This window comes from Arthrobacter sp. R1-13 (assembly GCF_054161475.1).
This window is the reverse complement of sequence record NZ_CP096420.1, coordinates 632632-655436: the sequence shown is the minus strand read 5'-3', so window position 1 is coordinate 655436 and position 22805 is coordinate 632632. Positions and strand designations below refer to the sequence as shown.

Genomic DNA, 22805 nt, shown 5'->3' with positions numbered 1-22805 from the left:
AGGACTGAAACCGCGGGCTTCCGGTCTAGAGTTTTTGATATGGCGCACATCATCCGAAAAGCAAGAGAGGACGACGCCGGCCGGCTGGCAGAGCTGGCCGGCGTTACCTTTCCGCTGGCCTGCCCGCCGGGTTCTTCCCCCGCCGACATCGCCGCACACTTGGCGAACACTCTCAGCGAGGAACACTTCCGCGCCTATGCGGCCGACCCGGACATCACCATCCTGGTCATGGAAGCGGGCCGCGAACTGCGTGGCTATAGCATGCTCGTGGCACGGCCTGCCCAGGATCCGGACGTCGCCTCTGCCCTAAGCCTGCTGCCGTCCACAGAGCTCAGCAAGTGCTACCTTCATCCGGACCATCACGGACTCGGCGCTGCTGCAGAGCTGATGCATGCAACGGTGGAATCCGCGGCAGCTGCAGGCGCTCTGGGACTCTGGCTGGGGGTCAACAGCGGGAACGCCAAAGCCATCCGCTTCTACGAAAAATCCGGTTTCAGCAAGGTGGGAACCAAAACATTTAAGCTTGGCAATACCGTTGAGCACGACTTCGTGATGGAGCGTGCGCTTCCGGCTTGAGCGCCTGGGGACATGCCCTGTGACCAAATCCATAGGCCGTCATGGGAATGCGTGCAGGGACACTGGGGTTGTGGCAAGCATGAAGATTGAGATCTGGTCCGATGTGGCCTGCCCCTGGTGCTACATCGGCAAACGCCGCTTCGAAGCCGCCCTCGCCGAGTTCCCCCACCGTGATTCTGTCGAGGTGAAGTGGCGGAGCTACCAGCTGGATCCCTCCCTGCCGGAGCACTACGACGGCACCGAACTGGACTATTTGAGCACCCGCAAAGGCATGGCTGCCGCGCAGGTGTCGCAGATGTTTGACCATGTTGCCGCCCAGGCCAAAGGCGAGGGACTGGATTTCCGCTTCGACACGATCGTTGTGGCAAACAGCTTCACAGCACACCGTCTCATCCATCTCGCCGCTGCCCATGGCCTGCAGGATGCGGCAAAGGAGCGTCTGCTCAGCGGGCACTTCGAGCAAGGCAAGGACATCGGCAGCATGGAGTACCTGACCTCAGTGGCGCTGGAGTTGGGGCTCGACGCCGATGAGGTGGCCGGGCTGTTCTCCACAGACAAGTTCGCCGACGACGTCCGGCAGGACTTCGCTGAAGCCCGCGCCCTGGGTATCAGCGGCGTGCCCTTCTTCGTCATCGACCGCAAGTTCGGCCTCTCCGGTGCGCAGCCGGTGGAGACGTTCCGCCAGGCTCTGGAGCAGGGCTGGCAGGAATCCCACCCGCTGGTTATGGTCGCTGCGGGTGACAACACTGGTGCCGGCACGGCCGACGACAGTGACGGCGTCGCCTGCGGTCCCGATGGTTGCGCCATTTAGTCCTCGCCACCAGCTGAGCGGGAACCGAAAAGGCAACAACTGAAAAGGAAGGTCCCGCAGACGCGGGGCCTTCCTTTTTCACTTCGACCTCCCGGGGCCGTCACACCTTCTCGCGTGTGCGGTCAACTACCGGTTCAGGAGCAGTAAACTCCCGATGGCGGCGGGGGAAGGCCCAGAACTTGAAGTCCTTCACCTCAACACGGGGTTCCGGCTTTTCTTCAGGTTGCAGGCGCTCTTCAGGTTTCCGTGAGGCATCCTTCCTGGTGTCACGCCCGAAATCCTTGTTGTATCCGTAGCACATCACTGACCTCCTTATGATGGATGCCCTTTAATCGTCCTCCCAATTGCCGGAGAGCAAAAGGGTCCTGTTATCCGCCTGGCGCCTTCCGCCGTCGAGGAGGTTTGCTGACAGATAACGGTAATGTGTCTGTATGCCTAGGATTTCGGCGCCCACAAACGCCGCCCAACGTGCCGAAACCCAACGGCGTATCCTGACCGCGTTCGGCGAGCTCCTGTTTTCGCATGGGCTGCCCGGCCTCACCATGACGGATGTCGCCCGCCATGCAGGCATCGGCCGCACCGCCGTGTACAACTACTACGCGGACATTGAAGAACTGCTGATCTCTTACGCGCTGGATGAAACAGAGCGCTTCCTGATCGGACTCCGCGAATCACTTCAGTCCTTGGACAACCCTGTGGAGCAGCTGGCTCTGTACGTACGGGCGCAGGTGGAGGACCTCAGCCGCCGCCATCTCCCGCCCGGCCCTGCAATGGGCGCCGTGCTTTCCCCGGCCTCGTTCGCCAGACTGGCAGACCACGTCGGAGAGCTGAGCCTCCTCCTTCAGGACATCCTCCGGGAGGCCATGGCCCAGGGCTACCTGCCCGCCGCCGACGTCATCCAGCTCGCGCAACTGATTCACGGCACGCTATCCTCCAGCGCAGCACGCGGGGACGGAACACCGGACGCCGTCGAACGGACCGTCCGGTTCATCCAGCTGGGTGCCGGAGCCAGGTTCGACGACGGCGGGAGCCAACCTGTCCGGGTCACCCAACCCGCGGCTTAGGTAGCGGCCATTTCGACGGTTCCGGGTCAGCCCGCCGGCGGGACAACAGGCCACTTTGAGTCGTCCACGATGCGCCGGGTTTCACGCGGGCAGCTGAGCTTCCCGGGTGTCTGGTCAACAAGCCCCGGTGGCGTGAGTGCCTGGTAGTCGTTGGTCAGGATGAGATCCACGCTTGCATCCGTCCGGTTGTCCTGGAAGTAGTCGGAGCCTTGTAGGTTCCGCTGGACAGTAAAGGCGGCGGACTGGCCGGCTGCTCCCGAAATCACGGCGGCAACGCCGCGGTACCCCGTTTCCTGGTTCCCCACGTTCCCCACTGCGAATTTCCGGGCCAGGAGCTCGTCCGCCACGGTCCTGGCAAGTCCGGCGCGGCTGGTGCCGTTGAAGACGTTCAGGTTCACTTTCTCATGCGGCGTGTAGTCGTGGATCGCCGTCGGGCAGAGCGTGACAGGTTCCTTGCTGGGCTCCGCCGTCGCTATGGTGACCTGGCCGTTCCAGATTGCCAGGGCCACCACCACGCCGCTCGCGATCAAGGCCATGAGCAGCACTAGCACCACGCCGTGAATGATCCTCCGGCGTACTCTGATGGGCCTCAATTGGCGCTCGTCATGTTCAATTAGCGTGGCCCGCAACTCAGGGCCTGTTACCACGTGGTGCCCGTGGAAGGTAGAAGGGTCCTGCGGTTTCTTAGCCATCTATCACCAGCACGCGGGCGTGAATGGCGTTCCGTTGATGAAGTGCGGTCCGGACTGCGCGATGCAGCCCGTCTTCCAGGTAAAGCACCCCCCGGTACTGCACCACATGGGGAAAAAGGTCACCGAAAAACGTTGAATCCTCCGCCAGCAAGGCTTCAAGATCCAGAGTCCGCTTGGTGGTCACGAGCTCGTCCAGGCGGACAGGGCGCGGAGGAAGGGCAGCCCATGCTTTGGGCGTGTTGTAACCATGGTCGGGGTAAGGGCGTCCCTCGCCCACAGCTTTGAATATCACTCTGTAAGCCTATGGAAGAAGGAGCACCAACGGAACGAATGACCCCCGCCGCAAAGAGGTTGTAGCCAAACAGTGACCATTCGTCATGGGGTGCGACGTTCGCGGCCCTGAACGAATCTCGTGGAGGCCTGCTGACACAATGGGTGCATGACTGCATCCGAGACTCCTGTGGCCGCTGCCCCGCCGTCGACTCCCCCACTGGCCCTGCTGCTCGACGTCGACGGGCCGGTAGCAAGTCCCGTCACCCGCAACGTCAAAGCAGAAATTATCGCCGACCTCGTTGCCCTGGCCACTGCCGGGATCCCGGTCATTTTCAACACGGGCCGCTCGGACGCCTTCATTCGCGAACAGGTCATGAACCCCATGATCGCTGCCGGAATCCCGGCCGGGACCATCATCCATGCCATCTGCGAGAAGGGCGCCGTGTGGTTCAGCTACACCGCTGACGGCCCTGGCCCCATCCACGTGGACCGGGAGTTGGCCGTCCCTCAGGCTTACGGCGACGACGTCCGCCGTCTCGTGGCGGAGGACTACGCCAGCCATATGTTCTTTGACGAAACCAAGCGGGCCATGGTGTCGGTGGAACAGCACATCACGGTGGCGAACGCGGACTACCTGGACGAACAAAAACTCTTCGACGCGGACGCCATGGAGCTCATGGTCAGGCACGGCCTGGGAGTAGTCCGGCTGGACCACCATGAACCGGATTCGGACGACCAGGTGGACTACCGCGTGGATCCCACCATCATCTCCACCGACATCGAGTCCATCCGGCTGGGTAAGGATCTTGGGGCAAGCCGGGCTGTTGAGCTGCTGGCCGCCCAGGGCATCACCCCGCAAGCCTGGCGCACCGTCGGAGATTCCCGCACGGACTACGCCATGGCTGACTGGCTCCACCACAACGACCACCCTGTGAAGCACGTGGACGTCCGACCGGCGGATGGCGTTCCGGAGAAGCCGTACGACATCCTCACAGCGGAGGACCTCGGGTTGGACAGCACAATCATTCACGACGATGCCGGGGGTGCTTTCCTGCGCGGCTGGCGGGAGGCATTGACCACCTGAACGCATACTTGCAGGCTAACCGACGTTTGACTCGCGTTTTTTATTCTCCGTTATTATGCAGGTAGAACCCCTCGTATTAAACAGCTCGGAGAATCGCCATTACAGACGCACTGGTCCAGGATGAGATCTACTACGGCAGCCAGCCATCCGACGACGTCCGGAGCCATCCGGAAATAACGTCGCCGGCTGCTGTCGCCCGCCTCAAGAACCGCCCCGACGTCATCAGGCACAGGGGCCGCTATGCCCTCATCAACTCCAATCGGACGCCGTATCAGGCCATGGTCGAGGATCTTCTGTTCCTGCGCAATGTGCTGGCCTCGGCCGGTCTGGACTATCTGCTGGTCCGCGGCAACAATGACCGTCCCGTCATCGCACTGGATTGGAAGGACCGCAAGACACTCCGCTCCGCGCTAGTCGAAGCCTGCCTGGACGAGCCCTTCTATTCCATGACGGTGGACGTCAAGAAAAAGTCCTCGGTATTGGTCGCCGACGGCGAGTTGTCCACCAACCGTCAGGCGAGGATCTTCCGCCTCTACCGCCCCCGTGTTGAGCCTGAGGGCGGCTTCGAATTCGGCGCCTCAGCAGGCGTTCAGCTGGAATTGTGGAGCTTTGAAGGCAACCAGCTGATCTTGCCGATCGAGAACTCGCTGACCAGGCGTACCCTGCTTGCCCAGGACGCAGTCCGCGGCACCGTGGAGCGCTATGGCCACACTTGGCCGACTATCGAAAACATGTTTGCGGACCATGCGAGCGACATCAGCTTTGACATCGACATGGTTTTCTCGTGGGTGGACGGCAATTCCCCCGAGTACATTGCAGCCCGCCGCGCCCGGATGGCCGGAGCCGTGCTGGGCGAGGGCGATGACCACGAGGCCCGGTTCAGGCAGATCGACGAGCTGAAGTATGCCCTGCGGTCCGTCTACATGTTCGCGCCGTGGGTGCGGCGGATCTTTATCGCTACCGACTCGCCGGCACCTGCATGGTTGGCCGACCACCCGACAGTGACGATTGTGCGCAGCGAGGAATTCTTTGCTGACCCCTCCGTGCTGCCCACGCACAACTCCCAGGCGGTCGAGTGCCAGCTGCACCACATCGAGGGCCTCTCCGAGCACTTCCTGTATTCCAACGACGATATGTTCTTTGGCCGGGCTGTCGCGCCGGACATGTTCTTCACTCCAGGCGGAATCACCAAGTTCATCGAGGCGGAAACCCGCATTGGCCTTGGCGATAACGACGCAGAGCGAAGCGGATTCGAAAACGCCGCCAGGGTCAACCGGAAACTCCTCTGGAACCGCTTCGGCCGGATCACCACGAGGCACCTGGAACACGCTGCAGCCCCTCTGCGCCGCAGCGTGGTGGCACGGATGGAGAAGGAATTTCCTGACGAGTTCACCAAGACGGCGGCCAGCGTCTTCCGGGCAGCCGACAACATCTCGGTGACCAACTCCTTCTACCACTACTACGCGCTCTTGACCGGAAGGGCCACCACCCAGACAGCCGCGAAGGTACGCTACATCGACACCACGGTGCGGGCAGGGCTGAACTATCTACCCAAGCTGTTGGCCAAGAGGAACATGGATTTCTTCTGCCTCAACGACGGCAGCTTCCCGGAGGTCCCGGCTGATGAGCGCGCTGACCTTGTTACTGACTTCCTGGAAAACTACTTCCCCATCAAGGCGCCTTGGGAGAAGTAAGCCCCGGCTCAAGAGCCCCCCACACGGACAGGCCAAGCGGGGTATGTCAGGGGCTGGTGACGACCTTGGGCTTGGCAATTCCCTGGGTTTTTGCCCGTTCGGGGATGACGATTCCGGCTGCTGCGAGCCGCTTCTGCGTATCCTCTGCACTGACGAATTCACCAACAGTGGGAGTCTGCCCCAGCGGAACCACGGAATGGACGATGGTGTGTTCGTAGACATGAACCAGGTTGAATGCCTGCCCGCCGTCCCGGCCACGGGAACCGCCTACCTGAACGTTCAGGTCCTGGGTGTAGCACGTCGCTGAAGCGACTGACACGGGAATTCCGGCGAAGCTGGCGGTGGTGGAATAGTGCAGGTGGCCGGCCAAAATAGTGCGAACATCCGAGCCTCGCAGAACGGCCGCCAACGACGCCTGGCTGCGCAATTCCACCAGCACGGCAAGGTCTAGCACCGACGGGACCGGGGGGTGGTGCAAGGCCAAAATGGTGCCGTCCGGCGCCGGCGTTTCCAGCTGGTCGGCAAGCCACTCGAGCTGGGCCCCGCTGAGTTCGCCGTGATGGAAGCCCGGCACTGAGGTGTCCAGGGTGATAACACGAAGCCCATTGACGTAGTAGCTGCGGTCCACCGGGGAGTCATCTGCAGGCTGGTCCAGCAGTCCGGTTCGAAAATGTTCCCGGTTGTCGTGATTTCCCATGGCCCAGATGACCCGTGCGCCCATCGCCTCGCAGGCCGGGTCAACGATGGCCCTAAGCTTGGCGTAGGCCTCCGGCTCGCCCTTATCGGCGAGGTCTCCGGTGAATATGACGGCTTCAGGACGCACCCCCGAAGCCTGTACTTCCTGGAAGAGCTGGGCCAGGCGGGATTCGCTGTCGATCGCGCCGTAAAGGGGTTCGGGACCTCCCATCAGGTGGGGGTCGCTCAGGTGGAGTAGAAAATGACGTGGCCGGGGGTGTTCGGCCTCGATGTGCTCCATTACTGCCTTCGTGGTTGGTTGGAAGCGGCGCTTCCAGTGTCCCTCTCAGTAATCTTTATCCAACCAGACTTTAGGCAAACAATGTGCAAACTCCGGCTGGCATGTTGAATAATCCTGATTTATTGGCCTCCGTGGGGATCGGACATTGTTCGCTCATTAAGGGGTAGGTGTGGCTTCTGGTTCCAGTGTCACCGTCGGCTCGGCAGACGCCAGAGCTGTTGGTTCCCACGACGGGACCGGCTCTGTAGGTGTGCCAGGCTCCGCTGCAGCGCTGAGTGTGGACGAGGGACTTGGCTCAGCGGTCGCTGACGACGACGTTGATTCTGTCGGCGTCGGAGTCGGATTGGGCTCTGTCGGTGTCGGCGTTGCGGGCGTCTCCGTTGCAGGCGGCGCCGTCAGGGTCGGCGTAGCCGTCGTCGGCGTGGGAGTAGGCGTCGGTGTGGGAGTAGGCGTCGGTGTCGCAGGCAGCGTCGGCGTGGCAGGCGGCGTCGGCGTGGCAGGCGGCGTCGGCGTGAGCACAGCAGGTGCGGATGGGCTGGGCGAAGGAGCAGGTGAGGGCGAGTTCGAATCCTGGCCGGATGTACCCTCGTCAATGCCGGGATCAGAATGGTCGTGTCCGCCGTCGACTTCGTGTGCTCCATCTGCCGCTACGGGAATCGCCCACTGTGGAGTTTCGGCACCGTCCGGACGCTTTTGGCCCGGTGCGTAGCTGACCATCTCCACGGATCCGAGTTCATCAACCTGCTTGGTGGGCAAGAGCTTCCAATCGGCTGGATTGGCATGCTTCCCATTGAGAATGGTCTCAAAATGGAGGTGGCAGCCCGTGGAAGAACCTGTGGTTCCAACCCGTGCAATGACTTCCCCGACCTGGACCGATTCCCCCTTTTTGACTGCGATTGCCTCAAGGTGGTTGTACGTGGTGATGAGGCCGTTGCCGTGATCGATTTCCACCCTGTTGCCACCACCCCACAGGTGCCAGCCCACGGCCCGGACCACACCGGCGTCGGCCGAATAGACTCGTGTGCCGCACGGAGCAGCATAATCCTGCCCCCAATGGAATTCACCGGCAGCTCCGGTCATGGGGCTCGTGCGGAGGCCGAATGGCGAGCTCGGAACCAGAACTTCCAGCGGAGCCATGAGGGAACCGGCAGGAGGGCGCCGCATATTCTGGATGGCAACGTTCAGTTCATGCTTGCCGTCTTTGGACGTCGTCCTGACAATGGAGCGGCTAAAGGAAACAAGGGCGGCAGGATCGGCAGTGAACCCGACGGGAGCATGAACGCCCGCACCCTCTGCGGAACCCGCGGCGCCGGGAGTGATACCCGACGCCGGTGAGCCCGGGTGCGCCGTCGACGCCACCGGATTTTGACTTCCGGGACCCTGGACGCCGAAGGCCCAACCGGCGAGGGCAACCGTGACAGTTGCACCCAGAATACGGACAGCAAGGGCGCAAGGGCCGTTGGAACGGCTGCCCGGCCCGGTTGCTGCGGCGTGATTTCCCACTCAAGACTCCCAAAATACTCGGCCCGCCAACCCCAATCTGCGGACTTACTAACCCATGGGACCACAGGGCCTGGACCCTGTGAACCCTGATCGACCAAAATCCGCTCAAGCTTAGAGAACTTTGCGGAACTCCTGAGGTTATCTTGCGAATCCCACTGAGAATAATTGATTGAGTGAGAATAGAGCATGCGTAACATCCTCAAGGAGTGGCAGGCCGAAATCAGACGGACTCTGAACGGCAACCCGGTATCACTTCCGGAGTGGGTGCCGCGGCTGGCGGAGGGAAATGACACCGGCTACTTCACCCCGGATTCCGCTGTCTGGACCGTGCACGGCTCCATGAGCACCATTGTGGCCGGCATCCGTGCGCTGCTGATGCAAACGCTCCATCCCGGCGTGCTGGCTGGCGTCCGCGAACACTCCCACTACCGGGAGGACCCACTGGGGAGACTCGCCCACACCATCCGATGGATTATGACTGTCACCTACGGTTCAACCACAGCCGCGAGGGAAGCGTCGGACTGGGTACTCAGGCTTCATGAGCAGGTTCGCGGCGAATACGTTGACGGACACGGCAAAGCCCGCTCCTACTACGCAAACGATCCTGAACTCCTGCGCTGGGTCCATATCGCTTTTACGGACGCTTTTCTGGAGACCCACAAAATCTGGGGCGGGCCCATCCCCGGAGGCCCTGACGCTTACGTCCGTGAGTGGGCCCAGGCGGGGCGCCTGATGGGAGCCGAGGCGCCACCCGTCAGTGAGTTCGAGATGAAAAAGCAGTTGGACAGCTGGTTCGACGCCGGGGACTTACGTTTTGATGAAAGCGTCAAGGAAACTGTCGATTTTATCCGGAACCCCCCTTTGCATCCGATGTTGAAGCCCGGATACCGCGTGCTTTTTGCCGCCGCCGTGTCCAGCCTTGAACCAAAGTACCGGGACCTCCTGAGGCTGCAGCCCGCGCGCCTGGGTCCGCTCCCCCTGCCAGTACGGCTGGCTACGCGAGTTACGCTCGGTGTCGTGCACGTCGCCTTGGGACGTCAGGCTCCCAGCGAGCAGGCAGCCTGGCGCAGGCTTCGCCGCCTGGGATATCAAGGATAAAGCCGGCTGACGTTCCACCGGCTCTGGAGCTTGATCCAGATACCTGAAAACGAAAAAGGCCCGGCACGCAAAAGGCCCCGGTCCAGGACCGGGGCCAAAACGCGGAGAATGGGGGATTTGAACCCCCGAGGGCGTTAACCCAACACGCGTTCCAGGCGTGCGCCATAGGCCGCTAGGCGAATTCTCCAGTAGCTTTTGAATCAAAAGCAGATACTAGACTACCTGAACTTTTCGGCATCACCCAATTGAGGAATTTGGGTGGATTTCCGGCTTGGCTGGACTGCAGCGGCTGGCTGGCTGGAAAGTGGTCTGCGGAACCGCGACTGACTTTAACGTCAAAATGGACGCCCCCAATGCGCCCACTCCGCGGCTTCACCGTTGAACTACTGGGTCCAACCCCCATGCCAGGCCCACTGACTCACAACCTTGAGATTGCCCAATCGGTTTACATATGCAATGTTGCGCCGTGCGCCGCGGATAAGCAAGGAATTTCTGAGAAGGTCCGCTGGCAGGAGAAAGATCCGGGCTGGGATGATGGCCATATGCCGCGATTACATGCCCTGGTTACGTACGTACCGGAGAGCCATGCCGACGCCGTTCTGGCGGCAATTGGAGATGCTGGGGCCGGAAGGATCGGGAACTATTCCCATTGTTCCTTCGCCGTCCGTGGCGTGGGGAGGTTCACTCCGCTCGATGGCGCCGAGCCTTATTTAGGTGCCGTAGGCCAGCCCGAACGCGTTGATGAGGTCCGGGTGGAATGCATCGTGGAAAGCGAAAAGCTCGACGACGTTGTGCTGGCGCTGCGTGCTGCCCATCCTTATGAGGAACCGGCCCTGATGAGTTGGCCGGTGGACGGCCACTCCCCCTGAATCCTGTTTGCGCCGTTTCGTGTTTGCTACAACCGGTGCCGCACTTCGATCGTCTTCCACTGGGGTGGGCCTTCGATTTGGCGACGTCAAAACTTCAGGTAAAGTTGCTGACGGCCCCTCATGTGGCGTCATCCTGTTGAACTCCCCCAGGACCGGAAGGTAGCAAGGGTAAATGGGCTCTGGCGGGTGCATGGGGGGTCTTTTATGTCTGTCCCGATTGGTAGGGTTTTCTCTGTGACTGTTACTACTGCCCTCTACCGTAGATACCGCCCTGACTCGTTCGCGGACGTTATCGGGCAGGAACACGTCACCGAGCCCCTGATGACGGCTTTGCGGAAGAACCGCGTCAACCACGCCTACCTCTTTTCGGGTCCGCGTGGCTGTGGAAAGACCACCTCCGCCCGCATTCTGGCCCGCTGCCTCAACTGCGCCGAAGGTCCCACCGATACGCCGTGCGGAAAGTGCTCCAGCTGCATCGAGCTTGCCCGCGGAGGTGCAGGTTCCCTCGATGTGATCGAAATCGACGCTGCCAGCCACGGTGGGGTTGACGACGCCCGTGATCTTCGCGAGCGCGCCACCTACGCCCCGGTGCGGGACCGCTACAAGATCTTCATCATCGATGAGGCCCATATGGTCACGTCGGCCGGCTTTAACGCATTGCTCAAAATCGTGGAAGAGCCGCCCGAGCACATCAAGTTCATCTTCGCCACCACGGAGCCGGACAAGGTCATCGGCACCATCCGCTCCCGCACGCACCATTACCCCTTCCGGCTGGTTCCGCCGGAGCCGCTCATGGCCTACCTTGAGTTGCTGTGCAATCAGGAGAACGTCCCGGTAGCTCCCGGGGTACTCTCACTGGTCATCCGGGCGGGCGGCGGCTCCGTCCGCGACTCACTGTCTGTCCTCGATCAGCTCATGGCAGGAGCCGGACCCAACGGCCTGGACTATGAGCTGGCGGTGGCGCTCCTGGGTTACACGCACGCCTCCCTGCTCGACGACGTCGTAGATGCCATAGCAGCTTCCGATGCCGCCACAGTCTTTCGCGCGGTGGACCGGGTCATCCAGACAGGGCACGATCCCCGAAGGTTTGTGGAGGATCTGCTGGAGAGGTTCCGCGACCTCATCATCGTCAAGGCAATGCCTGAAAGCGCTCAGTCCATCCTCCGCGGCATGCCTGCTGATCAGATCGCACGCCTCCAGAACCAGGCCCACAACCTGGGCTCCGCCGAGCTTTCGCGGGCAGCGGATGTGACAAACACGGCACTCACTGAAATGACAGGTGCCACCTCCCCACGGCTGCATCTTGAGCTGCTCTGCGCCCGGATTCTGCTTCCGAGCACTGAACAAACCGAACGTGGCATCGCTGCTCGGATAGATCGTGTTGAGCGGAGGCTGAGCTTCGCCGGAAACGATCCCGCTGCCCCTGCCGCTTCTGGCTCTGTCACGGCTCAAGCGGGGCCCTCAGCTACCTCCCCTTCAACCACGGCCTCAGCTCCCGATACCACTGCGGCTGAAACCCCTGCTGTTGATGGCACTGGGGTTGATGGCGCGCGGCAACGCCGGGCATCAACACCTTCCGGACCGGCCGCAAGCCACCCTGCCGCACCTCAGATTGCCGCAATCCCGCCCGAGCCGGCCGCAAGCCAACCTTCCGCACCTCAACCTGCAGCGTCAACAGGATCCGGCGCTGAAGCCAGAGCTGCATCTCCGGTTGCCCCGTCCATGGAAGCGGCAAGCCCTCCTGCCCGTGCAGAGTCCGCATCTTCGGCAGCGGCCCGGCCGGGGGCGAGCTCGTCCGACGTCGAGGTTCTGCGCCGGGCGTGGCCGGACATTCTGCAGACGCTGACCAAAATCAAGCGCAGCACGTGGGCTTTGGTTGAACCCAATGCCCAGGTTGCCCGGTTTGACGGTCAGGTACTCACCATCGCCTTCACTACATCCGGCTTGGCAGGCGCCTTTGGCCGGGCTGACCACTCCGACAACCTCCGTCAAGCCATCCATAAGACCATCGGCATCGACTGCCAGATCGAAGCTGTCGCGGGCGGAACCAAGAGTGCAGCGAGCGCTGAGCCAAACCCAAAAGCGCCTACTAACCGGGGCGTTCCGGCAGCATCCACTGATGCTGACTGGGGCCTCGATCCGGCCCCGGCTGCGGCATCCGCTCCTCCCCCAACTCCCGCTCCGGCACCGGCTGCTGCGCCCAGTACCGCCGTGGCACATGCCGCCGTCGCCAATACCCCTGTCCCGAACGAGCCACGTGACCCAGCTGCCGCAAACAACGACGCCGCCAACGTCACTGCGCCTGATTCGGCAGGTTCCTACTCCTATCCTGACGACGACTGGGGTCCGCCCCGCGACGAAGACGCTCCGCCGCTGGACGATGAGCCCCCAATGGAGTGGGACCCTCCCGCCGAACCCGGACAGCACATACCTGCCCCGCAGCCTGCAGCCAGCGCTGAAACCAAGTCGAGGCCGGGACCACCTGCGCCCTCAAAGTCTCCGACTACCGGCCATGATCCCGCCTCTGAAGTAAAACCGCCCGCCACCAGCGACCCTTGGGCACATGCACGCGAGCAGGCTCCGGGAGTCTGGGTCATTGCGGCAGAGTCCAATGTTGGTTCCCGGAACGGATCAGCCGATTCGCCTGTGTCTGCGGCCCCCTCGTTGCCAACGCCTGCGACTCCCGCAACCATGCCGGCAGAACCGCCCGCACCGACTCCACGGTACGAGCCTGCTGCGGCGCAGGTCCCGCAGCCCGTGGGAGCCATGGCTGGCCCGGGAGGTGCCTCGGCAACCTCGCCCGCGCCTGCGCCTGCGAAGAAGCCCGCAATAACCAGCTCACCAACTCCAACCAAAAGCACACCTTCGGCCTACACAGTCTCGGCAGCCACGTCGCCGGGTGAAACAGCCGTACGGCAAAGCTTGTATCAGCGGCTGTCCAGCAGCCCGGAGGCGGAGGCTGGCCGGGCCAAAGCTCCCGCGCGCACCGCTGACACCGGCGCGGCATTCGTCCAGGACGTCCCCAGCGCTGATGATGAAACCATTGAAGAATCCGGAGTCTTTGGCCGGGCCGCCGTCGAGCGTATTCTGGGCGGAAAGCTCGTGGAGGAGCGCACCCTGGATGGCAGTCCCCTTCCACCGCGCTTCTAGTTCCCATTCTCGGGGTTTTCGGCTGAGAGCCAGAAACTGCGCGCGGGGTTGCGAATCAACCAGCACGATCCATCCGAACAAGATCCATCCGAACAAACGAGGACACAGTGTACGAGGGTGCAGTTCAAGAGCTCATCGATGAGCTGGGGCGGCTGCCCGGCGTCGGTCCAAAATCGGCCCAGCGGCTGGCATTCCACATCCTCGAGGCTGATCCCCAGGACATGAAGCGACTGGTGGAGGCGATCACCACTGTCAAGGAACGTGTGAAGTTCTGCACCGTGTGCGGAAACGTCACCGAGCAGGAGCTTTGCAACATCTGCCGCGATCCCCGCCGCGATCCCTCAGTGATCTGCGTTGTTGAAGAATCCAAGGATGTTCTGGCGGTCGAACGGACGCGGTCCTTCAGGGGCCGGTACCACGTGCTCGGTGGAGCCATTAACCCTATTGCCGGGATCGGCCCCGAGCAGCTCCGGATCCGCGAACTTCTTACCCGGCTCAATGACGGCGCCATTCAGGAAATCATCATCGCCACTGATCCCAACCTCGAAGGTGAAGCGACGGCAACGTATCTGGCGCGCATGCTCAAGACAATCGGCATAACTGTCACCCGGCTGGCATCGGGGCTCCCGGTGGGTGGGGACCTCGAGTACGCCGACGAGGTCACGCTGGGTCGGGCCTTTGAGGGGCGCCGAAACGCCCTCACCTAACGGCGCCGGGGACCGCCTCCGCGCCTTTGGTCAGGAAGATAAAAGCCATTCGCGACGCCGTGAAGCGCCTTGACCGGCAAGCAGCAGGGTACCGGCCATGGCCAGTTGAGTACCGATGCCGGTGAGTGCGAGAGGAACCTGACCCCCAGTTTCCCTCTGCTCATTCACCCCGGCAGTTGCAGACCCCACGCATGGAATCTGGGTCCCCGCTCCAGCAGTCTCGAGCTCGGCTGGAAGCCAGCCAAGCGAAGCGGTGCCGGGGGATGCCTCCCCGGCAAATAAAGCGAAAATGAGCAGCGGGTGCGAGACCCCCAACCAGACGACTCGTTCCGTGTGGAAGACCTCGACAATGCCCAAGAACTCCGGTGAGCACTCGTAGGAGGCGATCCGGCCAAAATCGTCCCGCTGTACGTTAAGGACAACCCGGGCTGGTTCGTACTGCCGCACAGCCGGAAGTAAGGCGATCACGGCGGCGACGTTCCCAAGCAGCAGAAACGCAGTCGTCGACCAGGCAAGAAGCTGTCCGCCTCTCCCGGGCAGCCACCATGCCGCACCGGTCGCTATCCCCGCGAACACGACAGACTCAAAGACCATAACGCCCGCCGCGACTCCGGCAAGCTCGGCAGGTGCGTTCGAGGCTGTGGCGAGAATGAGCAGTCCTCCGGTACTGGCAACGGTGAAGGCCATGCCCCGCGCAGCAGCGAAGAACCATGCATGCAGTAAGCCGGTAGAACCGGCATCATCCGCCCTTTCAGGGATCGACAAGCCCCAAAGGAAAGCCAGCAACGAGGCTCCCAGCACGAGCAGTGCGGCAGTGAGGATGTACGCCCAGAAGTGGGCGTCAGTGGTGTAAGTCCCGCCGGTCACAAGCACAATGACGAGGAGGACTGCGCTGGCCCATGACAGCAGGAAGACAGCGAGCGCCTGCAACCAGAAACGGAGGCTCCGAACTGATTCCCAGCAGTCTTTGAGTGCCCGCCGCACGGCAACACCTGCTGCGCCTTGGAGTGCCGGCTGCACCGCTGCTGCCTTCCCCGGCGCCAAGCCCGTGGCCAGATTGGAAACCAGGGGCTTCCTCCCCGATCAGTTCATAGACCGGCTCGGGTTCGTCCTTGTCCTTGTCCTGGCTCACGTTCCAATCGTGAGCCTCTGCCCGCAGGCTGTCCAGCAAAGGAACGCGCCGGCTGGGCAGGAAGGGCTCAGGCGATGCGGGTTCCCCGCGCCAGCTTGTGGGCCGGAGTAAGGAGAGACCGCCAACCCAGCCAAATGAGCAACCCGGCGAGTATCAGTTGGAGCCCCAGTCCCAGGGGCCACATCGGCGTCGTCTGGCTCAGGTAAGGTTCCTGCGGCTCACCGTTGGCACAAGGGTACGTACCCTCCGGTCCGGCCACTGCATAGCGCGCGCCCTGGCTGATCGATTCAATGGCGCCGCCTGAGTAGAAGTAGCCGCCTGCCGCGCGGTCGGGGTAGGGAATGGCGTCCGCCACCACAACATAGGGATTCATTGCGAGCAGCCAGGCCACGCGCTCTGTCCGTGGCACTCTTTGCTCCTGCAAGGGTCCGCTGCAGGTATAGGCAGGAGGAGCCGGCGTGCCTTCCGGGACGAGCGGGCTGGAGTTGGAATAGGTCGGCTGGTTCGCTTGGATGGTTCCCTGCGTGAGACCCGTGCCGAGGCCAAAGGAGATAACGGTGCCAAAAACCAGCGCGGCCACGGCCAGGTAGGTAGTGACAATGGAAAACAGCGGACGTGCTGTCAGCGCTGAAATCCCCACGCCCACTGCGCACACGATGCCCACTTCGACGGTGAGCATCAGCAGGGCGACAATCACATGCCCCGGGGTCAAGCCGCCCTGAACGACGCCGAAAATCAGGAACGGGGTGCTGGTGACGAGGAATGCAAGGGCAGCCAGCCAGGCGGCGAAGAACTTTCCCCAGAGTATCTGCCCCGGCGTGAGGAGGGTGATTTGAAGGATGGCAAGGGTTCCGCCGCTGCGGTCCCCGTTGATGGCATTCGCCGAGAGCGCCGGCGCCACGAGCAAGGCAAAAAGTAACACGAAGGCCAGCACTATCTCAAAAATCATGGAACCCGGGCCTGTTGGTCCCGCCATAGAACCAAAATCGCCGCCTTGGGTGCGGTACGCCTGACTGGCATTCCAGCTTGCCCACGTCAACCATGTCACCAGGGCAGTCAGGAGAAACCAGATTCCCAGCATGATGTACCAGCCGCGCGACCTCAGCCGTTGTTTGAGTTCGAGGACTATGACGTCCCGGATACCGCCGGCATAGCCAGCGGCATTCATGTCCGTTGAGGCGTTGTGCGACCCACTGATTGTCTGGCTCATCGCTGTTCCACCTCAAGGGTCATGTAGGTTTCTTCAAGGGCTCCGGATGCGGGAGCGAACGAAAGGACAGGGACGTCGGCCAGGACGAGTTCCCGCAGGAGCCGCGCGGCGTCGTCGTCGTTCATCAGCATGAGGCTGACGGCCGGCCTGCGGCTGCTTTCGATGCGGAAGGCGAGTCCAAGCTCGGTGAGCTTCCGGGAAAGTGACTCGGTGTCGACGGCGGAAATTGCATACCGTCGTCCGCGCGCCGTCGCTTCCTCCACAATCTGCTTGTTGACGGTGCGGCCCTGGTTGACGAACACTGCGCCGTCGGCGATTTCATCCAGCTCGCTCAGGACATGCGATGAGACGACAATGGCCTTGCCTGCCTCCGCGAGTTCCCGCAGCATGATGCGCAGTTCCACCCTTGAACCAGGATCAAGGCCTGAGGCCGGTTCGTCCAGGAGAAGCACTGATGGGTCATGGATCAGAGCCCTGGCGAGACTCAACCGCTGCTGTTGCCCGCGTGACAGGACCCGTGCCGGCTGGTCGGCGAGGTCAGCCAACCTGACGAGGCCAAGCAAGTCCGCCACGCGGTCGGGGATCCCCTGCTTGGGGAGGCGGTAGAAACGGCCCATCTGGGTGAGGATCTCACGGGCTGTCAGTGACTCCCACACTCCTAGAGTGTCCGGCATCCACCCCACTCTTCGCCTGACTTCAGCGCGCTGGGTGGAGGGGTTCAGTCCGTCAACGGCAATGGTTCCGGCATCCGGGGCCAGGAGCGAGGCCAGCATCAGCAGCAGGGTGGTTTTGCCTGCACCATTGGGCCCGATCAAGGCGGTCACTTTGCCTGCCGGTGCGTGAAAGTCCATATGCTCGACGGCGTGAACCGGGCCGAAGCTCCGGCTCACCCCTCGGGCGATGATTCCGCTTGCTGGTCCTTCATCGAGCGCACCATCAGCGGGTGGCCCAACAGGGGATGACACCTCCCTGATAGGACCAGCTGCTGCCTGACTGCCGTCATTGTCCATGCCGTCTTGCACTTGTCCCCCAACAATTTTCGTGACCCCGGGACTGCCTGAAAGCTGCGGTGCTTCCAAGACACAGGTTGTCCATGATCATTCGATGCTACGCGGGAAGCCCCTCCTAAGCTCTTCCGCCGCGGCCACCATTCGGTCACAATTCAGCGGTGGACCTCCCCCGGCGATAAACTGAGCCAATAAGTTACGCCGTCGTGCCGCCATGGCCGCCTGGCCTTCAGAAACCCGATTAATCAGTGAGGGTGCGCGCATGAGTATGCCCACTACCGAAGTGAATACCGAGTCCCAGTCACAAGGACTGCCCGACAACACTGGCATCACCAAGCAGTTGATCGTGCAAAAGTTCGGCGGCTCCTCGGTTTCCGATGCGGACGGCATCAAGCGGGTAGCCAAGCGCGTGGTGGATGCGCAGGAGGCAGGCAATGAGGTTGTTGTTGTGGTCTCCGCCATGGGCGACACCACCGACGAACTGCTTGATCTTGCTTCCCAGGTGACCGATTCAGCACCCGCCCGTGAAATGGACATGCTCCTCTCCGCGGGCGAGCGTATTTCCATGGCCCTGCTGGCAATGGCCATTAACAAGCTCGGAGCCTCCGCTCAGTCATTCACCGGCTCACAGGCCGGAATGATCACCGACGGTATTCACGGTAAAGCCCGCATCATCGACGTCGACCCGCACCGGATCCGGACCGCCCTGGACAAGGGACACATTGCCATCGTGGCAGGTTTCCAGGGCATGAGCCGCAGCACGAACGAAATCACCACGCTTGGCCGTGGCGGTTCGGACACCACCGCTGTTGCCCTGGCCGCAGCGCTGGAGGCGGACGTCTGCGAGATCTACACAGACGTCGACGGCATCTACACAGCTGATCCGCGGGTAGTCCCCTCTGCCCAAAAGATTGACCGTATCTCCAGTGAAGAGATGCTGGAGCTGGCAGCCTCCGGCGCCAAGATCCTTCACCTGCGTTGCGTGGAGTATGCCCGGCGCTTCGGCGTTCCCCTGCATGTCCGCTCGTCCTTCAGCCAGAACGAAGGCACCTGGGTCATGCCCGGTGCTGATGACAAGATCACCACTCAAGAGGGAGTTGCCTTGGAGCAGCCAATCATCTCCGGCGTTGCACACGACCGTTCCGAAGCAAAAGTCACCGTGGTTGGCGTTCCGGACATTCCCGGCAAGGCCGCGGCGATCTTCCAGGTCATCGCAGACGCGCACTCCAACATCGACATGATCGTGCAGAACGTCTCCACGCACGGCACCGGCCGCACCGATATCTCCTTCACGCTTCCCATTGTTGAAGGCGCGGATGCACTGAAGGCGCTGCATGCTGCGCATGCAGAAATCGGCTTCGAGAGCGTCGAATACAACGAGAACGTCGGCAAACTGTCGCTGATCGGGGCTGGTATGCGCTCCCACCCCGGTGTCTCGGCCACCTTCTTCAAGGCGCTGTCCGACGCCGGCATCAACATCAACATGATCTCTACTTCTGAGATCCGCATCTCGGTGGTGACCCACGCCGACCTCCTGGATGACGCGGTGCGCGCGATCCACAAGGCGTTTGATCTGGACAGCGAAGACGTAGCAACCGTGTACGGCGGCACCGGACGCTGACCCACGCCTGCCTCTGATCCAGCCATACCCCTGCATCCAGCTCAAGGATCACAAAGAGAAAGCACCGGTTGCCTGGCAGCCGGTGCTTCTCTTTCGGGCTTCACGTACCGTCTTTACGAACGGCGTAGTGATGGCCATGGGAATCTGTTTCGACCTCGAAATGCGACAATTCCTCCTCGGAAGCCCTCTCGAACTCGTCATGCTTGTGAACAACGGGCGAATCAAAATCTCCGCGAGTGGCAGGGCCGAAGAAGAACCTGAGCCTCTCCGTCACGTTGATAAAGCCGTTCATTACGCGAGCCACAATTACCACCCCCTTCCCCGCATTCCCGGTCCAGCAGAGCTCCTGCTGTCTGGCGGTTCCAGTGAGCCAATTTTACGCCCGAAGAGCCGAAAAAGCCCCGGAGGCATAATGTTTCCGGCCTGGCCGAGGCCTAACGGAGTGACTTGTCCCCGGGGTTTTTGGGGACGACGTAGGTGCTTCCGTCCGGGCGTTTCACCGTTTCCCACTGCTGGCTTTCGGTTTCGCGGCTGGCCAGCAGTTTTTTGTTCTCTTCGGTCATTTCGTGGGAAAGGGAACTGCGATTGGCCGGGCCGAAAATCGCCCGCAGCTTTCCTGTTGCACGCATAAACCTCTGTGCCCGGTTTTCTTTTGCGGCCATCTGAAATCCTCCAGGTTTTGTCTTCTTACCGTTGCTACCGCAGGCGCTGCCACGCCGCCCGCACCAGCCGGCCTCACGCACTCTCTCCATAAGTGTACGCTAATCATTAGCGCACTAACTTAGGAGAATCATGAAGCAGCAGCTTGCAACCGGCCAAGGGCAGATCAGCGAGGTGAAGGTCACCGACGGTCAGGCCAACGATGACGAACTCCTCCTCTTGGAGCATCAGTTGTGCTTCGCGCTCACAGTGGCAGCACGCAATGTCGTGGCCGCGTACAAGCCGGTGCTGGAGAAGCTGGGACTCACCCATCCGCAGTATCTGGTGATGCTGTGCCTGTGGGAATCCAGTCCACGGATGGTTCGGGACATCAGTGGCGCCCTAAGCCAGGAACCGGCCACCATCTCCCCTCTGCTCAAGCGCCTCGAAGCCGCAGGCCTGATCACCCGTGGCCGCGCCGTGGGAAACGAGCGCGCCCTGGCCGTCGAACTGACCGCCAAGGGAGCCGCCCTCCGTCAAAAGGCAACGGCTGTGCCTGGCACCATGATGACGCGGCTCGGCCTGACCCGGCAGCAGGTCACTCAGCTCCATGCGTCCATGATGGGCCTGATCGCCGCGTCTGCGGAGCCAGCGGCAGACGCATTTGCAGAGTAGCCAGCTGCCCCGGCCGCCGCTTCCGGGATGGCCGGCGATAGAATAAGGAAAACAGAGGGGAACGGGTAATGCGCAAGGGGCTCATCCACGGATTGCTCACGGTGTTCGCTGCCGCCGCTCTCGCAGCGTGTTCCCCGGGCGGCGGCACTGCAGGCCCCACACCAACGGGGACGGCCTCGAATGGCACCGCTTCTGCTTCAACCCAGCCTTCGACTCCGGCCACGCCTACAGTCCCACCCGACATCGAAACTACCGAACCAGCACCCTCGCCGCCCTTAGAGTCCCCGCTTGGTACCGGACCAGGGCAAGGCAACGTGGAACTTGCCATCGTGGTGACCCCTTCGGAAACCGAACCGGCCATCAATTACACGCTGGTGTGCCAGGACGGCGCGCCTGCCGAGGAAAGTAAGCACCCCCAGGCCGAGGTTGCTTGCACAGCGCTCAAGAATCACCCCGCAATACTGAATCCGCCGGCCCGCAGCACGGATCGGGCCTGCACCCAGCAATACGGCGGCCCGCAGCGCGCCACAGTCACGGGAATCGTGGATGGAACACCCGTAGACGTAGGCTTCTCCCGCACGGACGGATGCGAAATTGCTGCCTGGAATGCCGCCAAGGATGTCTTGGGCCCAACCGGCGGAGCCCTCTAGCGCCATGCGATTCCCTCAGGTCAACTGGCCGCAGCAGGAGCATGTGCTGTCGCCGGACAACTGGATGGCCCGTGAGGCAGCCCATCAGCTGCGGGTTCGCCAGTACTCCGAGCCGTATATTGCCCGCCGTTCCGCCGGGCAAAAGCACCCGGTGGAGGACTTCCTTTTCACTTACTACACCCAAAAACCCGGCCAGCTGATGCGCTGGCACCCCGGGGACGCCGTCGTACTTTCCGGGACGGAGGCGCAGACACGAGCCGGGTGGAAATACTACCGGCAGCTCGACGACGCCGAACTCGCCTCAGCGGGGCTGCCTCCAGGCAGTGTCGCGCTGGCTTTTGACCGGGCGTCATTCCTGCGGGACAGGTTCGAGGCGGTGCGGTTTGCGGGCATCATCCTGCAGGGGACTGCACTGCGGCCTGGCCAGTTCGGCTGTTTCGGACTCCACGAATGGGCCATGGTGTACCGGCAGGACAAATTTCAGCTCCGCCATGAGTACCTGCAACTGCGGCTGGGAAGTACCGGAACCGACCGCGTGGTGGAGGAAAACCGGATCCGCTGCTCACATTTTGATGCTTTCCGCTTTTATACACCCGACGCCATTCCACTGAACGATCTTTCCCCGAGCCGGGAAAACCAGCGGTCCCTGGAGCAGCCAGGCTGCCTCCACGCCAACATGGACCTCTATAAATGGGCCTATAAGCTATCGCCCGCGCTTCCGAGCGAACTGGTGATGGACTGTTTCGAACTGTCCTGGCGGATCCGGGCCATGGACATGCAGGCATCGCCCTACGACCTCGAACAATGGGGCTATCCCGCCATCCGGATCGAGACTGCCGCAGGCAAAGCGCAATACGTGGAGCACCAAAGGGCCTTCTCGGCCGAAGCCCAGGCGTTGCGCGGGCGGCTCCTGGAGGCGCTGAAACCGTTACTCGAGGCTGCCGGTGCGATGTCGCCCCCAGCTCAGCCATCCGAGGCGAAACATGAGCGCCCTGCCTGAATCCGCGGAGGTGGATTTGACGGCAAAGGTGAGCGGTCTGCCGGACGGCGGGGAGAGCACTTTCCGGCTTCTCATCCGCAATGGATCCGTCTCTCCCGAGTCCACGGTGCCGGACCCCGGCGCCGCGTTGGCCGCCGTCAAACGGTTCGGTGAGGAGATCTTCTTCGCCCCCCGCCGGGCGGACATGATCTGCACGCAGCAATACGGCGGCCCCCAGGTTGCGCTTGTGACGGGTGTCCTCCATGGGCGGCGGGTCAGTAGCAGGTTCAGCCTCACTGACGGCTGTGAGATCGCCCGTTGGCGTGCAATGGAACCGCTGCTGGGCGGGCCGGCCTCCCGTCGCGGCCTCGTGTAGGTCTCCGAAGACCCGCACA

24 protein-coding genes, 1 tRNA gene and 1 other RNA gene are annotated in these 22805 nt (G+C 62.3%); 15 read left to right on the top strand and 11 right to left on the bottom strand.

Annotated features, from left to right (window positions below):
• Positions 1-39: 39 nt before the first annotated feature.
• A complete protein-coding gene (locus M1D88_RS03255; RefSeq protein WP_458113173.1) occupies positions 40-576 on the top strand; it encodes an N-acetyltransferase family protein in 537 nt (178 codons plus the stop codon).
• Positions 577-655: 79 nt separating this feature from the next.
• Positions 656-1387 (top strand): DsbA family oxidoreductase, encoded by a 732-nt coding sequence (locus tag M1D88_RS03250; protein ID WP_458113172.1) that lies wholly within the window; start codon positions 656-658, stop codon positions 1385-1387.
• Positions 1388-1487: 100 nt separating this feature from the next.
• Here the strand turns inward: M1D88_RS03250 and M1D88_RS03245 are convergent, their stop codons facing one another.
• Positions 1488-1688 carry a hypothetical protein gene (locus tag M1D88_RS03245; RefSeq protein ID WP_458114411.1) on the bottom strand — a complete coding sequence of 67 codons (201 nt, stop codon included), beginning with the start codon at positions 1686-1688 and terminating at the stop codon, positions 1488-1490.
• A 130-nt stretch (positions 1689-1818) separates the two neighbouring features.
• Here M1D88_RS03245 and M1D88_RS03240 point away from each other — a divergent pair, with 130 nt between their 5' ends.
• A complete protein-coding gene (locus M1D88_RS03240; protein WP_458113171.1) occupies positions 1819-2451 on the top strand; it encodes a TetR/AcrR family transcriptional regulator in 633 nt (210 codons plus the stop codon).
• 26 nt (positions 2452-2477) lie between these two features.
• Here the strand turns inward: M1D88_RS03240 and M1D88_RS03235 are convergent, their stop codons facing one another.
• Together M1D88_RS03235 and M1D88_RS03230 are read right to left on the bottom strand one after the other, a co-directional pair.
• Entirely contained in the window at positions 2478-3143 is a 666-nt protein-coding gene (locus tag M1D88_RS03235; RefSeq protein ID WP_458113170.1) for a LytR C-terminal domain-containing protein, read from the bottom strand.
• Complete coding sequence (locus M1D88_RS03230) at positions 3136-3435, bottom strand: type II toxin-antitoxin system VapB family antitoxin (protein ID WP_458113169.1); 300 nt, start codon at positions 3433-3435, stop codon at positions 3136-3138. The genes M1D88_RS03235 and M1D88_RS03230 overlap by 8 nt, the downstream gene beginning before the upstream one ends.
• Before the next feature lie 147 nt (positions 3436-3582).
• On the opposite strand from M1D88_RS03230, the gene M1D88_RS03225 reads away from it, so the two are divergent.
• Positions 3583-4500 carry a hypothetical protein gene (locus M1D88_RS03225; RefSeq protein WP_458113168.1) on the top strand — a complete coding sequence of 306 codons (918 nt, stop codon included), beginning with the start codon at positions 3583-3585 and terminating at the stop codon, positions 4498-4500.
• Positions 4501-4778: 278 nt separating this feature from the next.
• Positions 4779-6194 (top strand): stealth conserved region 3 domain-containing protein, encoded by a 1416-nt coding sequence (locus M1D88_RS03220; protein ID WP_458113167.1) that lies wholly within the window; start codon positions 4779-4781, stop codon positions 6192-6194.
• Positions 6195-6240: 46 nt separating this feature from the next.
• On the opposite strand, the gene M1D88_RS03215 is transcribed toward M1D88_RS03220, so the two are convergent.
• A complete protein-coding gene (locus tag M1D88_RS03215) occupies positions 6241-7170 on the bottom strand; it encodes a phosphodiesterase (RefSeq protein ID WP_458113166.1) in 930 nt (309 codons plus the stop codon).
• A 156-nt stretch (positions 7171-7326) separates the two neighbouring features.
• Positions 7327-8673, bottom strand: a complete 1347-nt coding sequence (locus M1D88_RS03210; RefSeq protein ID WP_458113165.1) for a M23 family metallopeptidase — start codon at positions 8671-8673, stop codon at positions 7327-7329.
• A 186-nt stretch (positions 8674-8859) separates the two neighbouring features.
• Between M1D88_RS03210 and M1D88_RS03205 the strand changes: the two genes are divergently transcribed.
• Positions 8860-9771, top strand: coding sequence for an oxygenase MpaB family protein (locus tag M1D88_RS03205; RefSeq protein WP_458113164.1), 912 nt, complete (start codon positions 8860-8862; stop codon positions 9769-9771).
• A 102-nt stretch (positions 9772-9873) separates the two neighbouring features.
• On the opposite strand, the gene M1D88_RS03200 is transcribed toward M1D88_RS03205, so the two are convergent.
• Positions 9874-9958 (bottom strand) — tRNA-Ser (locus M1D88_RS03200).
• Positions 9959-10313: 355 nt separating this feature from the next.
• Between M1D88_RS03200 and M1D88_RS03195 the strand changes: the two genes are divergently transcribed.
• From M1D88_RS03195 to recR, 4 genes are all read left to right on the top strand, one after another.
• Positions 10314-10640, top strand: a complete 327-nt coding sequence (locus M1D88_RS03195) for a hypothetical protein (RefSeq protein ID WP_458113163.1) — start codon at positions 10314-10316, stop codon at positions 10638-10640.
• Positions 10641-10749: 109 nt separating this feature from the next.
• An RNA gene (ffs, locus tag M1D88_RS03190) (signal recognition particle sRNA small type) lies at positions 10750-10846 on the top strand.
• Complete coding sequence (locus M1D88_RS03185) at positions 10845-13790, top strand: DNA polymerase III subunit gamma and tau (protein WP_458113162.1); 2946 nt, start codon at positions 10845-10847, stop codon at positions 13788-13790. The genes ffs and M1D88_RS03185 overlap by 2 nt, the downstream gene beginning before the upstream one ends.
• A 107-nt stretch (positions 13791-13897) precedes the next feature.
• Positions 13898-14497, top strand: a complete 600-nt coding sequence (gene recR / locus M1D88_RS03180) for a recombination mediator RecR (RefSeq protein WP_458113161.1) — start codon at positions 13898-13900, stop codon at positions 14495-14497.
• 30 nt (positions 14498-14527) lie between these two features.
• Here the strand turns inward: recR and M1D88_RS03175 are convergent, their stop codons facing one another.
• The 3 genes from M1D88_RS03175 to M1D88_RS03165 all read right to left on the bottom strand — a co-directional run bounded on the left by M1D88_RS03175 (position 14528) and on the right by M1D88_RS03165 (position 17849).
• Positions 14528-15517 carry a hypothetical protein gene (locus M1D88_RS03175; protein ID WP_458113160.1) on the bottom strand — a complete coding sequence of 330 codons (990 nt, stop codon included), beginning with the start codon at positions 15515-15517 and terminating at the stop codon, positions 14528-14530.
• Between the two features lie 179 nt (positions 15518-15696).
• Complete coding sequence (locus tag M1D88_RS03170; protein WP_458113159.1) at positions 15697-16839, bottom strand: ABC transporter permease; 1143 nt, start codon at positions 16837-16839, stop codon at positions 15697-15699.
• Positions 16836-17849, bottom strand: a complete 1014-nt coding sequence (locus M1D88_RS03165; RefSeq protein WP_458113158.1) for an ABC transporter ATP-binding protein — start codon at positions 17847-17849, stop codon at positions 16836-16838. Before M1D88_RS03165 ends, M1D88_RS03170 begins: the two co-directional genes overlap by 4 nt.
• A 259-nt stretch (positions 17850-18108) precedes the next feature.
• On the opposite strand from M1D88_RS03165, the gene M1D88_RS03160 reads away from it, so the two are divergent.
• The gene (locus tag M1D88_RS03160) at positions 18109-19467 is read left to right on the top strand and encodes an aspartate kinase (protein WP_458113157.1); all 1359 of its coding nucleotides are present in this window, start codon (positions 18109-18111) and stop codon (positions 19465-19467) included.
• 100 nt (positions 19468-19567) lie between these two features.
• On the opposite strand, the gene M1D88_RS03155 is transcribed toward M1D88_RS03160, so the two are convergent.
• Together M1D88_RS03155 and M1D88_RS03150 are read right to left on the bottom strand one after the other, a co-directional pair.
• On the bottom strand, positions 19568-19759 hold the full coding sequence (locus tag M1D88_RS03155; protein ID WP_309108214.1) for a hypothetical protein: 192 nt from the start codon (positions 19757-19759) through the stop codon (positions 19568-19570).
• A 142-nt stretch (positions 19760-19901) separates the two neighbouring features.
• Entirely contained in the window at positions 19902-20129 is a 228-nt protein-coding gene (locus M1D88_RS03150) for a hypothetical protein (RefSeq protein WP_309108215.1), read from the bottom strand.
• A 130-nt stretch (positions 20130-20259) separates the two neighbouring features.
• Here M1D88_RS03150 and M1D88_RS03145 point away from each other — a divergent pair, with 130 nt between their 5' ends.
• The 4 genes from M1D88_RS03145 (at position 20260) to M1D88_RS03130 (ending at position 22786) form a co-directional block, all read left to right on the top strand.
• On the top strand, positions 20260-20781 hold the full coding sequence (locus M1D88_RS03145; RefSeq protein WP_458113156.1) for a MarR family winged helix-turn-helix transcriptional regulator: 522 nt from the start codon (positions 20260-20262) through the stop codon (positions 20779-20781).
• Positions 20782-20849: 68 nt separating this feature from the next.
• On the top strand, positions 20850-21431 hold the full coding sequence (locus tag M1D88_RS03140) for an SSI family serine proteinase inhibitor (protein ID WP_458113155.1): 582 nt from the start codon (positions 20850-20852) through the stop codon (positions 21429-21431).
• A gap of 4 nt (positions 21432-21435) precedes the next feature.
• On the top strand, positions 21436-22431 hold the full coding sequence (locus tag M1D88_RS03135; protein WP_458113154.1) for a 3-methyladenine DNA glycosylase: 996 nt from the start codon (positions 21436-21438) through the stop codon (positions 22429-22431).
• Positions 22415-22786 carry a serine protease inhibitor gene (locus M1D88_RS03130; protein ID WP_458113153.1) on the top strand — a complete coding sequence of 124 codons (372 nt, stop codon included), beginning with the start codon at positions 22415-22417 and terminating at the stop codon, positions 22784-22786. Before M1D88_RS03135 ends, M1D88_RS03130 begins: the two co-directional genes overlap by 17 nt.
• The last annotated feature ends 19 nt before the right edge of the window (positions 22787-22805 follow it).